This window comes from Thauera sp. 27 (genome assembly GCF_000310125.2).
Lineage (GTDB): Bacteria > Pseudomonadota > Gammaproteobacteria > Burkholderiales > Rhodocyclaceae > Thauera > Thauera mechernichensis.
This window is the reverse complement of record NZ_AMXB01000068.1, coordinates 1-12,028: the sequence shown is the minus strand read 5'-3', so window position 1 is coordinate 12,028 and position 12,028 is coordinate 1. Positions and strand designations below refer to the sequence as shown.

The 12,028-nt window shown below is 67.9% G+C and carries 11 protein-coding genes; 3 read left to right on the top strand and 8 right to left on the bottom strand.

The genetic code is table 11. From position 1 onward, the window contains the following. Positions 1-120: 120 nt before the first annotated feature. The 6 genes from hemF to B447_RS20790 form a co-directional block, all read right to left on the bottom strand. Positions 121-1,029, bottom strand: a complete 909-nt coding sequence (gene hemF / locus B447_RS20815; protein ID WP_002945747.1) for an oxygen-dependent coproporphyrinogen oxidase — start codon at positions 1,027-1,029, stop codon at positions 121-123. A gap of 5 nt (positions 1,030-1,034) precedes the next feature. Beyond that, entirely contained in the window at positions 1,035-2,312 is a 1,278-nt protein-coding gene (gene purD, locus B447_RS20810; protein WP_002945745.1) for a phosphoribosylamine--glycine ligase, read from the bottom strand. Positions 2,313-2,348: 36 nt separating this feature from the next. Continuing rightward, a complete protein-coding gene (purH, locus tag B447_RS20805; protein WP_002945743.1) occupies positions 2,349-3,938 on the bottom strand; it encodes a bifunctional phosphoribosylaminoimidazolecarboxamide formyltransferase/IMP cyclohydrolase in 1,590 nt (529 codons plus the stop codon). 90 nt (positions 3,939-4,028) lie between these two features. After that, complete coding sequence (locus tag B447_RS20800) at positions 4,029-4,265, bottom strand: helix-turn-helix domain-containing protein (protein ID WP_002933202.1); 237 nt, start codon at positions 4,263-4,265, stop codon at positions 4,029-4,031. Further along, positions 4,262-5,287 carry a tRNA dihydrouridine synthase DusB gene (gene dusB / locus B447_RS20795; protein ID WP_037983335.1) on the bottom strand — a complete coding sequence of 342 codons (1,026 nt, stop codon included), beginning with the start codon at positions 5,285-5,287 and terminating at the stop codon, positions 4,262-4,264. Before dusB ends, B447_RS20800 begins: the two co-directional genes overlap by 4 nt. A 115-nt stretch (positions 5,288-5,402) precedes the next feature. Beyond that, positions 5,403-6,584: a trans-sulfuration enzyme family protein gene (locus B447_RS20790; protein WP_002945739.1), complete on the bottom strand. Its 1,182-nt coding sequence runs from the start codon at positions 6,582-6,584 to the stop codon at positions 5,403-5,405. 155 nt (positions 6,585-6,739) lie between these two features. Between B447_RS20790 and B447_RS20785 the strand changes: the two genes are divergently transcribed. The 3 genes from B447_RS20785 to B447_RS20775 are packed head-to-tail and all read left to right on the top strand — an operon-like array spanning position 6,740 to position 9,248. Continuing rightward, positions 6,740-7,768 (top strand): methionine ABC transporter ATP-binding protein, encoded by a 1,029-nt coding sequence (locus B447_RS20785; protein ID WP_002933212.1) that lies wholly within the window; start codon positions 6,740-6,742, stop codon positions 7,766-7,768. Then, positions 7,768-8,427, top strand: a complete 660-nt coding sequence (locus tag B447_RS20780; RefSeq protein ID WP_002933214.1) for a methionine ABC transporter permease — start codon at positions 7,768-7,770, stop codon at positions 8,425-8,427. The genes B447_RS20785 and B447_RS20780 overlap by 1 nt, the downstream gene beginning before the upstream one ends. A gap of 20 nt (positions 8,428-8,447) precedes the next feature. Then, the gene (locus tag B447_RS20775; protein ID WP_002945735.1) at positions 8,448-9,248 is read left to right on the top strand and encodes a MetQ/NlpA family ABC transporter substrate-binding protein; all 801 of its coding nucleotides are present in this window, start codon (positions 8,448-8,450) and stop codon (positions 9,246-9,248) included. A 127-nt stretch (positions 9,249-9,375) separates the two neighbouring features. On the opposite strand, the gene B447_RS20770 is transcribed toward B447_RS20775, so the two are convergent. After that, positions 9,376-10,590 (bottom strand): FAD-dependent monooxygenase, encoded by a 1,215-nt coding sequence (locus B447_RS20770; protein WP_002933219.1) that lies wholly within the window; start codon positions 10,588-10,590, stop codon positions 9,376-9,378. Beyond that, positions 10,583-11,938, bottom strand: a complete 1,356-nt coding sequence (locus B447_RS20765) for an aminopeptidase P N-terminal domain-containing protein (protein ID WP_002945732.1) — start codon at positions 11,936-11,938, stop codon at positions 10,583-10,585. Before B447_RS20765 ends, B447_RS20770 begins: the two co-directional genes overlap by 8 nt. Positions 11,939-12,028: the final 90 nt, after the last annotated feature.

Genomic DNA, 12,028 nt, shown 5'->3' with positions numbered 1-12,028 from the left:
AAGCTCGCGCCTGGCGCCGCTCCTACGGCGCCCCGCGGCTCGTCTCGCCCTGGGTAGGAGCGGCGCGAGCCGCGAGGGGTTGAAGGCCTTTGCGCCTGCGTCGAACCCAAAGCGCTAGGCTCAGGCCCAGTCCCGCGGCTTGAGAAAGATGTCGTAGAGCTGCGACTCGGGGCTGCCGGGCTCGGGGTGCCAGTCGTAGCGCCACTTCACGATCGGCGGCATCGACATCAGGATCGATTCGGTACGACCGCCGGACTGCAGGCCGAACAGCGTGCCGCGGTCGAACACCAGGTTGAACTCCACGTAGCGGCCGCGCCGGTAGGCCTGGAAGTCGCGCTCGCGTTCGCCGTAGGCAATGTCCTTGCGGCGCTCGATGATCGGCAGGTAGGCGTCGAGGAAGGCTTCGCCGACCGAGCGTGTCAGCCCGAAGGCGGTATCGAAGTCGGTCTGGCCGTCGGCGCCGAGATCGTCGAAGAACAGCCCGCCCACGCCGCGTGGCTCGTTACGGTGCTTGAGAAAGAAGTAACGATCGCACCAGTCCTTGAGGCGGCGGTGTTCCGCCTCGCCGCCCCAGGGCAGCACGGCTGCCTTGCAGGTGGCGTGGAAGTGGCGGACGTCGTCCTCGAAGCCGTAATACGGCGTCAGGTCCATGCCGCCGCCGAACCACCACACCGGGGCCTTGCCCTCGGCCATGGCGATGAAGCAGCGCACGTTCATGTGCACCGTGGGGCACCAGGGGTTGCGCGGGTGCAGCACGAGCGACACGCCCATGGCCTCGAAGCGCCGGCCGGCGAGTTCGGGGCGGTGGGCAGTGGCCGAGGCCGGCATGGCGTCGCCGGTGACGTGGGAAAAGTTGACCCCGCCGCGCTCGAAGAAGTTACCGTCCTCGATCACTCGCGTCAGCCCGCCACCGCCGCCCGGGCGCTCCCAGCCGTCGGCACGGAAGGCGACGCCATCGAAGGCTTCGAGGCGGTCGACGATGCGCGACTGCAGCCCCGTGAACCAGGGCTTTACGATCTCGGCCTGCATCGTCATCAGAGCTTGCGGCCGATGGCGCGGTGGCCGATGTCGCGGCGGTACTGGCGGCCCTCGAATTGGATCATGTCGGCGATCTCGTAGGCGCGCTTCTGCGCCGTGCGCACGTTGTCGCCGAGCGCAGTCACGCACAGCACGCGGCCGCCGGCGGTGACGACTTGGCCGTCCTCGTCGGCGGTGCCGGCATGGAACACATGCACGTCCTCGAGCTCGTTGGCGGGCAGGCCGGTGATGGCGTCGCCCTTGCGCGGGCTGTCCGGGTAGCCGGCGGCAGCCAGCACAACTCCCAGCGCAAAGCGGCGATCCCACTCGGCTTCGGTGTGGTCGAGCTTGCCGGCGATGGCCGCTTCGATGAGGTCTGCGAGGTCCGTCTTGAGCCGCATCATGATCGGTTGCGTTTCCGGATCGCCCATGCGGCAGTTGAACTCGACCACGCGCGGACGGCCGTCGCCGTCGATCATCAGCCCGGCATAGAGGAAACCGGTGTAAGGCAGGCCGTCGGCCGTCATGCCGGCCAGCGTCGGGTTGATGATCTCGCGCATCACGCGCGCATGCACGTCGGGGGTCACCACCGGAGCGGGCGAATACGCGCCCATGCCGCCGGTATTGGGGCCCTGGTCGCCGTCCTTGAGGCGCTTGTGGTCCTGGCTGGTGGCGAGCGCGAGCGCGTTCCTGCCGTCGGCCATGACGATGAAGCTGGCTTCCTCGCCCTCCATGAATTCCTCGATGACTACGCGCGCGCCGGCATCGCCCATCTTGTTGTCGAGCAGCATCATGTCGATCGCGGCATGGGCCTCGTCTGCCGTCATCGCCACCACGACGCCCTTGCCCGCAGCCAGGCCGTCGGCCTTGATCACGATCGGCGCGCCCTCGGTGTCGATGTAGGCGTGCGCCTCGGCAGCGTCCGAGAAGGTCTGGTACTTCGCGGTCGGGATGTTGTGGCGGACGAGGAACTGCTTGGCGAAGTCCTTCGAGCTCTCGAGCTGCGCAGCCGCCTTGGTGGGGCCGAAGATCGGCAGGCCGGCGGCGCGGAAGGCGTCCACAACGCCGGCCGCGAGCGGGGCTTCGGGGCCGACCACGGTGAAGGCGACCTGCTCGCGCTTGGCGAGTTCGACCAGCACCTTGATATCGGTGACCGGTACGTTCTGCAGCAGCTTCTCGGCAGCGGTGCCGGGGTTGCCCGGCGCCACCAGCACGCGGGTGACCTTGGGCGACTGGGCGAGCTTCCAGGCCAGCGCGTGTTCGCGACCGCCTGAACCGATGACGAGGACTTTCATGAGCTGCTCCGGATCTCTGCGGGGAGGATGTCGTTATTAGTGGCGGAAGTGGCGGAAGCCGGTGAACACCATGGCGATGTTCTGCTCGTTGGCGGCGGCGATGACCTCTTCGTCGCGCATCGAGCCGCCCGGCTGGATCACCGCCGTGGCGCCAGCCTGGGCGAGCACGTCGAGGCCATCACGGAAGGGGAAGAAGGCGTCGGAGGCGACCACGCAGCCGGCGATCTGCAGACCGGCGTTCTCGGCCTTGATCTTGGCGATTCGGGCGGAGTCGACGCGGCTCATCTGGCCGGCGCCGACACCGATGGTCATGCCGTCCTTGCAGTACACGATGGCGTTGGACTTGACGTACTTGGCCACGCGCCAGGCGAACAGCATGTCGCGCATCTCGGCGTCAGTCGGTGCGCGCTGGGTGACGACCTTGAGGTCGGCGACCTGGATGCGAGCCTCGTCGGCGCTCTGCACGAGCAGGCCGCCACCGACACGCTTGTAGTCGAAGGCGCCTGCGGGCTGGCCGAGCGGGCAGGTGAGCACGCGCACGTTCTTCTTGCCGGCGAGCAGTTCGAGCGCGTCGGCAGTGTAGGACGGCGCAATCAGCACCTCCAGGAACTGCGCCGACACCGCTTCCGCGGCGGCACGGTCAACCTCGCCGTTGAAGGCGATGATGCCGCCGAAGGCAGAGGTCGGGTCGGTGGCGAAGGCTTTCTTGTAGGCTTCGAGCGGGTTGGCGGCGACGGCCACGCCGCAGGGGTTGGCGTGCTTGACGATGACACAGGCGGCGGCCGGGCCGTCGAAGGCCTTGACGCATTCCCAGGCTGCGTCGGCGTCGGCGATGTTGTTGTACGACAGCTCCTTGCCCTGCAGTTGGGTGTAGCCGGCAACGCCACCCTCGGCTGCGCCCGGTTGGCGGTAGAAGGCCGCTGTCTGGTGCGGGTTCTCGCCGTAGCGCAGGTCCTGCACCTTGTCGAAGGCGAGCTGCAGGCGCTCGGGGTAGGTCTGCAGCGACACGTCGCCGGCGTCGTTGGTGACCAACGCGGTGAGGTAGTTGGAGATCGCCGAGTCGTAGCGCGCAGTGTGGGTGAAGGCCTTCACCGCGAGCGCGAAGCGGGTCTTGTGGCTGAGCTTGCCGGCGTTGGACTTGAGCTCGGCGACGATGCCGGCGTAGTCCTCGGGGTCGGTGACGATGCCGACACCGCCGTCTTCGTTGCCGTGGTTCTTGGCCGCGGCGCGCACCATGGTCGGGCCGCCGATGTCGATGTTCTCGATCGCATCTTCCAGCGAGCAGTCGGGCTTGGCCACGGTCTGCTGGAAGGGGTAGAGGTTCACCACCACGAGGTCGATGCGGCCGATGTCGTGTGCAGCGATCGTGTCCATGTGCTCGGCGAGATCACGACGGGCGAGGATGCCGCCATGCACCTTGGGGTGCAGGGTCTTGACGCGGCCGTCGAGCATCTCCGGGAAGCCGGTGTGCTCGGAAACGTCTGTCACCTCGAGGCCGGCTTCGCGCAACAGGCTGGCGGTGCCGCCGGTCGACAGCAGCTTGACGCCGAGCGCGGAGAGCTCGCGGGCGAATTCGAGCACGCCGCGTTTGTCGGAAACACTGATCAGGGCTTGGGTGACGTTCATCGTGGTGACTGGGCTGAGGATTGAGAAAAACGGAGGGTCGAGGTGCGCGCCGCGCCTTCCGGTTCGAGCCGAAGGGCGCGCGGTGGCGGCTTACAGCAGTTCGTAGTCGGTGAGCTTGCGGCGCAGCGTGTTGCGGTTGATGCCCAGCATCTCGGCGGCGACCGTCTGGTTGCCCTTGGCCTGCTCGAGAACGAACTGCAGCATCGGGCGTTCGACGTTACGGATCACCATGTCATGGATGGCGCCCGGTTTCTCGCCGTCGAGGTCGCGGAAATACTGATCCAGGGTGCGAACGACGGCGTCCGCGATCTCGTTGTTGCGGCTCATGCGGCGAGTTCCTGCAGGTTTTCGTCGGCTTCGTAGCTCAGGCGCGCATCGGCCTCGGCTAGCTGGCCGAAGAAGTCGTCAACGGCGGCGAGCTGGGCGGGAATGTCGGGGATCTGGTTCATCGCCCGGCGGAACGCCGCCGAGCCGACCAGGCCCTTGGTGTACCAGGAGATGTGCTTGCGCGCGATCTTGACGCCGCGCTCGTCGCCGTAGAAGCCGTACAGGTCGGCGAGGTGTTCGCGGCAGACCTGATGGATCTCGCTCACCAGCGGCGGCGGCATCAGCTCGCCGGTGGCGAGGTAGTGCTCGATCTCACGGAAGATCCACGGCCGGCCCTGTGCGGCGCGCCCGATCATGACGCCATCGGCGCCGGTGTAGTCAAGGACGTGCTTCGCTTTTTGTGGGCTGGTGATGTCGCCGTTGGCGATCACCGGGATGCTCACCAGCGTCTTGACGTGGGCGATGGTGTCGTACTCGGCCTCGCCCATGTACTGGTCGGCGCGGGTGCGGCCGTGGATGGCGATGGCGCGGATGCCGGACGCCTCGGCGATGCGGGCTATCGTCGGCGCGTTCTTGTTGGCACGGTTCCAGCCGGTGCGGAACTTGAGCGTGACCGGGGTATCGGGCACGGCCTTGACCACCGCTTCGAGGATGCGCGCCACCAGCGGTTCGTCCTGCATCAGCGCCGAGCCAGCCATCACGTTGCACACCTTCTTGGCCGGGCAACCCATGTTGATGTCGATGATCTGCGCGCCATTGTCGGCGTTGTACTTTGCGGCCTCGGCCATCATTGCCGGGTCGGCGCCGGCAATCTGCACCGAGATCGGGTCGACCTCGCCGGTGTGATCTGCACGGCGACGGGTCTTTTCGCTGCCATAGAGCAGGGAGTTGGACGTCACCATCTCGGACACGGCCACGCCTGCGCCCAGTTTCTTGCACAACTGGCGGAAAGGACGATCCGTCACCCCGGCCATCGGAGCGACGAAGAGATTGTTGCGCAAGGTGAAGCCGGCGAACTGCATGGGCGGGAGCGAGCGATGAAAGCCCGGCATTTTACCCCATCGTTCAAACCCTTGGCGTGTCGGCTGTCGCAGTGCAGCGTAATGACAACGCTGCATTGGCACATGCGGCAAGCGCTCAGGTGCTCGGTTGCGCGCCGGCGGGGCAGCAAGCCAGTGCCTGCTCCAGATCGGCAACGAGGTCCTCGGTGTCCTCGATGCCCACCGACAGGCGCAGCAGGTCGTCGGGGCAGCGCGTGCCCGGTCCTTCGACCATGGCGCGGTGCTCGATGAGGCTTTCCACCGAGCCGAGCGAGGTTGCGCGCCGGAAGATGCGCACCCGGGCGGCCACCTCGTGCGCCGCCGCGGCGCCACCGCGCACCCGCAGCGACAGCATGGCGCCGAAGCCGCCGATCATCTGCCTGCAGGCGATAGCATGGCCGGGGTGGCTGGGGAGGCCGGGGTAGCGCACCTCGAGCACGGCGGGATGGTGTTCGAAGTGCTGTGCGATGTGCAGCGCCGACGCTGCCGCCGTGCGTACGCGCGGAAACAGCGTGCGCAGGCCGCGGTTGAGCAGCCAGGCCTCAAAGGGGCCGAGGACGGCGCCGCCGGCTGCACGTGCGGTCTTTATGCGACTCCAGAAATCGTCGGCGGCGGCGGTGACGAGCACGCCCGCGACGACGTCGGAATGCCCATTGAGGTACTTGGTCGCCGAGTGCATGACGATATCTGCACCGAGCGCCAGCGGGCGGGTGAAGACCGGGGTCGGTACCGTGGAGTCCACCACCAGACGGGCGCCGGCGGCGTGGGCGAGCCTGGCCGCGCGGGCGATATCGATGATGTCCCAGGTCGGGTTGGCGGGGGTCTCGGCCCATACCAGATCGGCCGGCGCCTGCAGCAATCCGGCGAGTTCGTCGATGTCGGCATAGAAATCGAGACCGATCTGCCAGTTGGCGGAGAAGCCGATCAACCAGTTGCGCAGCGACCAGTACATGTCGTGGGGAGCGACGATGCGTGCGCCCGGCTTGAGTGCCAGCAGCACAGCCGATGCGGCGGCCATGCCGGAGGCGAACAATGCCGCCGCCGCGCCGCCTTCGAGCTCGCACAGCAGGGCTTCGGCAGGGTCGTAGGCCGGGCTGGCGTCGCGGGCGTAGATGCGGCCGCCCGGCAGGCTGCCATCCTCGGCACGCTCGAAGGTGCTCGCCATATGGATCGGCGGCACGATGTCGCGGTGCGGCATCGTGCTCGCGCCGAGGCCCTGGGCGGCGAGGGTGGCGGGGGCGAAGTTGGCGCCAGGCCTGCGGTGGTCGTCGTGCTGCATGGTGTGCGTTCCTTGATGAATGCGGGGGCGCGCAACGGGGCGCACAATAGAGCGGATGCTTGCCAGGGTGGCGGCGAGCCTACAAGTTCGGCGTGGTGGTGTCGAGTCTGAGCTAGGGGTAAGATCGCAGGTTTTTTCCTGCCCGGGCGCTCACCGTGATCCGCATCGAGAACCTGCACAAGACCTATCGCGCTGCCGACGGCCGCGACGTCTCCGCGCTCGCCGACGTCAGCCTGGAGATCGGCGCCGGCGAGGTGTTCGGCATCATCGGCCGTTCGGGCGCAGGCAAGAGTACGCTGATCCGCACCCTCAACCTGCTCGAGCGCCCCTCGGCCGGGCGCGTGCTGATTGACGGCGAAGACATCACCTCGCTCGACAGCGAAGGCCTGTACGCGCTGCGCCGGCGTGTCGGCATGATCTTCCAGCACTTCAATCTGCTCAACGCCAAGACGGTGGCCGATAACATCGACTGGCCGCTGAAGGCGACCGGCCACACCGACGCCACCGCGCGCGCCGCGCGCGTGAAGGAGTTGCTGGCGCTGGTAGGGCTTTCCGAGCATGGCCACAAGTACCCCTCGCAGCTCTCAGGCGGCCAGAAGCAGCGCGTGGGCATCGCACGTGCGCTCGCCAACCGGCCGCAGCTGTTGCTGTGCGACGAGGCGACCTCGGCGCTCGACCCCGAGACCACGCAGTCCATCCTGCGCCTGCTGCTCGACATCAACCGCCAGCTCGGCCTCACCATCGTACTGATCACCCACGAGATGCAGGTCATCCGCACGATCTGCGACCGCGTCGCGGTGATCGACGGCGGGCGCATCGTCGAAGCGGGCAGGGTGGCCGACGTGTTCCTGCATCCGCAGCATCCGGTGACACGCAGCATGGTGGCGCAGAGCGACGCGCTCGCCGCGGCCAGTTACGATCCGGCACATGCTTACATGAGCGACAAGCTGCGCGGCACCCTGGTGCGTCTGACCTACATCGGCGACGTCACCTACCAGCCCATCCTCAGTCGCATCATGGCCGGCGCCAAGGTGCAGATCACGATCCTGCAGGGGGAGGTGTCGAGCATCAAGGACGTACCTTTCGGCCAGCTGCTGCTCGAACTCGAGGGTAGCGAGGATGATATCGGTGCCGTGTTCGCCGAGCTCGACCGCCACCAGATCCACCACGAGGTGCTGCAGTAATGGACCTGTCCGTCATCGACTGGAGCGACATCGGCGTCGCCACCTGGGAGACCCTGGTGATGACCGGCGTGTCGCTGTTCTTCACCATCCTGCTCGGCCTGCCGCTGGGCATCCTGCTGTTCGTCACCGCCAGGCGGCAGCTGCTGGAGCAGGGCTTCGTCTATGCAGTGCTGTCCTTCGTGGTCAATGTGCTGCGCTCGGTGCCCTTCCTGATCCTGCTGATCGTGATGATCCCGGTGACGGTGATCCTGATCGGCACCTCGCTCGGCGTCGAAGGCGCGATCCCGCCGCTGGTGGTGGGCACGGCGCCTTTCTTTGCCCGCCTGGTCGAGAACGTGCTGCGCGAAGTCGATCGCGGCGTCATCGAGGCCTGCCAGGCGATGGGTATCCGCACCTGGCGCATCATCTTCGGCGCCCTGTTGCCCGAGGCCCTGCCGGGCCTGATCGCCGCAGTGACGGTAACCGCGATCACGCTGATGTCCTATGCCGCAATGTCGGGCGTGATCGGCGGCGGCGGCCTCGGCGACCTCGCCATCCGTTTCGGCTATCAGCGCTTCCAGACCGAGGTGATGGTGATCACCGTCGCTCTGCTGGTGGTGCTGGTGCAGATCATCCAGTACTCGGGCGACCGCCTGGTGCTGTATTTCACCCGCAAGTGATCCTCACAAAGGAGCTGTCCATGTCGCATACCCTGCGCAAACTCTTCATCGCCAGTCTTGGCGCCCTTACCCTGGGCGCCGCTGCCAACGCGTCCGCAGCCGACCGCCTGGTCATCGCCGCCACCCCGGTGCCGCATGCCGAGATCCTCGAATTCGTCAAGCCGTTGCTGGCCAAGGACGGCGTGGAACTGGAGGTGAAGGTATTCACCGACTACGTCCAGCCCTCGATGCAGACCAACGAGAAGCGCGTCGACGGCAACTTCTTCCTGCATCAACCCTATCTGGACGCCTTCAAGCAGAAGCAGAAGAACGACATCCAGGTCGTGGTGACCAAGGTGCACGTCGAGCCGCTCGGTGCCTATTCCGCCAAGCACAAGGCCGCAACCGATATCCCGGACGGCGCCACCGTGGCGATTCCCAACGACCCCTCAAACTCCGGCCGCGCACTGCTGCTGATGGCCAAGAACGGCCTGATCACGCTGAAGGACATCAACAGTGTGTCGGCGACGCAGAAGGACATCGCGGCCAATCCCAAGAAGCTGCGCATCCGCGAGCTTGAGGCGGCGACCCTGCCGCGCATCCTCAACCAGGTCGACCTGGCGGTGATCAACACCAACTACGCGATCGAGGCCAGGCTGAATCCGCTGCAGGACTCGCTGTTCATCGAGGACGCCAGCTCGCCGTACGCCAACCTGCTGGTGGCGCGCGAGGACAACGCCGACAGCGCGGCGATGAAGAAGCTGGCTGCTGCGCTCAACTCTGAAGAAGTGCGGCAGTTCATCGCCGACAAGTACCAGGGCGCGGTGGTGCCGGCTTTCTGACCCGCGCGGCGCCCGATCTCGGGCGCCGTTCATGAGCGCTCGCGGCGTGTGCCGTGGAGCAAGTGCGGCCGGGAACCCCCTGTAGGAGCGGCGCCAGCCGCGAGGGTTTGATGGGTGCCCGCCCCGGTCAGGGCCAGGCGCGGGCGCCGAACATCATGCGGCGGGCGACGAAATGGCGTAGTGGCGGCAGCAGGTCGAGCGCGACCAGCGCTGCGCCGCGAGCGTGGCGCAGCGGCGCGAAGTCGTTGCTGAACACCCGCACCAGGGTGTCGGTGAAGCGGATCGTGCCCAGGCGGTCCAGGCCGCGCGCGCGCGCATAGGCCGCGAGGACTTCGGCACGGCCGATATCCTCGCGGACGCACGTTTTTTCGCCGTGCGCGCCAAACGCGTGCGAATCCACCTTACGCAGCAGTGTCTCGGCGAGCGCCCAGACGTCGCGCAGCGCCAGGTTGAAACCCTGGCCGGCGACCGGGTGCAGGGTCTGCGCGGCATTGCCGAGCCACACCGTGCGCTCGGCAATCGTCGAGCGCCGGTAGCGCAGTACCAGCGGGTAGCGCAGGCGTGGGCCGACGCTGGTGAGGCGGGCGCGGCCACCGATGTGGGTCTGCAGGCGGGCGAGGTAGGCGGCATCGTCGAGCGCGAGCAGTTCGTCGGCGGTCTCGGGGCGGGCGACATGCACCAGCGCGTAGCCTTCGCCCTTGGGCAGCAGCGCCACCGGGCCTTGCGAGGTGAAGCGCTCGAATGCGGTGGCGCGGTGACCGCCGGCGACCTGCACGTCGGCGATGAGCGCGTGCTGGCCGTAGTCGTGCTCGACCACGTTGCCGTCGTCGGCGCGCAGGCCTCCCTCGGCGCAGGCCGCGAGCCGCGCGCGCAGGGTTGCGGCGGGCCTGCCCGGACCAGAGAGGCTGGCGATGACGTCGTCGGCGCCGGGGGCGAGCTGGGTCACTTCGGTTTCGTCAAACACCGGGATGCCTGCGGCGTCCACCCGGGCACGCAGGGCTGCGGCGAGGGCGCCCGCCGGGACGACGTAGCCGAGCGCGGGCAGGTCGTGCTCGCTGGCATCGATCAGAGTGCGGCCAAGGCCGCCCTGGTGCGAGATGTGGATGTGTGCGATCGCGGTCTTGGGAAGTGCATCCCAGACACCGAGGCCTTGCAGCGTGAGCCCGGTGCCGTGCGCAAGCGCCAGGTCGCGCGGGTCTCGGGTGACGGCCTCGCGTGGGCGGGTGTCGGCGAGCACGATATCGAGACCGGCGTCCTTGAGCGTCAGTGCAAGCGCCAGGCCGACCGGCCCGGCGCCGACGATGAGCAGGTCATGCACGTGGCTGGCCGCCGTTTCAGCCATGGCGCGCCTCGCGCATCAGCGCCTCGATCTCGGCGACCGCCTTGGGCACGCCTTCGGTGATCAGCTCGCAGCCGTCGGCGGTGACGATGGCGTCGTCCTCGATGCGGATGCCGATGTTCCAGAAGGCCTCCGGCACGTCGTCGGCCGGGCGGATGTACATGCCCGGCTCGATGGTCAGCACCATGCCCTCGACCAGCGCTCGCCACTCGCCGCCGAGCTTGTACTCGCCGGCATCGTGCACGTCCATGCCCAGCCAGTGGCCGGTGCGGTGCATGTAGAAGCGACGGTAGTCGCCGTTTTCGAGCACGGCGTCGAGGCTGCCCTTGAGCAGGCCGAGGTCGAGCATGCCCTGGGCGAGCACCTTCACCGCGGCGTCGTGCGGCTCGTTCCAGTGCGCGCCCGGGCGGGTGGCGTCGCGCGCTGCCGCCTGGGCCGCGAGCACGATTTCGTAGGTATCACGCTGGGGGGCGGAGAAGCGCCCATTGATCGGAAAGGTCCGGGTGATGTCCGAGGCGTAGCCGTCGAGCTCGCAGCCGGCGTCGATCAGCAGCAGCGCGCCGTCGGCCAGGGGCTGGTCGTTGTCGACGTAGTGCAGCACGCAGGCGTTGGCGCCGCCGGCCACGATCGAGGTATAGGCCGGCGCCTGGCTGCCGGCGGCGCGGAAGGCGTGCAGCAGCTCGGCCTCGATCTCGTATTCGAAGCGCCCCGGGCGGGTGGCGCGCATCGCGCGGCAGTGCGCGGCGGCGGAGATCTGCGCGGCGCGGCGCATGGTGGCGAGCTCGGAACAGTCCTTGACCAGGCGCATCTCATCGAGTTCGGCGCGCAGGTCGCGCACCGAGTGCGGTGGGGTGAGGCCGCTGCGGGCCTTGTCGCGCACGGCGTTGAGCGCGCCCAGTACCTTGGCGTCCCAGTCGTTGTCGTAGCCGAGGCTGGTCCACAGCAGGGGCTGGTCAGCGAGGTAGTCGGGCAGGCGCTTCTCGAGGTCGCCGATGGTCCACGCCTCGTCGAAGCCGAAGGCCTCGCGTGCGGCGTCCGGGCCCCAGCGGTAGCCGTCCCAGATCTCGCGCTCCTCGTTCTTCTCGCGGCAGAACAGGATCTGCTTGGTGTCCTTGCCGGCCACCAGCACGACCACCGCCTCGGGTTCTCGAAAGGCGGTGAGGTAGTAGAAGTAGCTGTCGTGGCGGTAGGCGTAGTGGGCGTCGCGGTTGCGCACGCGCTCGGGGGCGGTGGGCAGGATGGCGACGCCGCCGCCCGCGGCCTGCATGCGCGCGAGCAGGCGAGCGCGGCGGGCGCGGAAGGGGGTGGTGTCCAGGGATGCGGCGAGGCTGGGGGTAGTGAGGGCGTTCATGGCCGGGATTATGGCACCGCGTTCGGAGCGGCGGGAGCTGGTTGGGGGGCGACGTGTCTTGGTGGGATACCGAGAAAGGCTCGCGGCTTT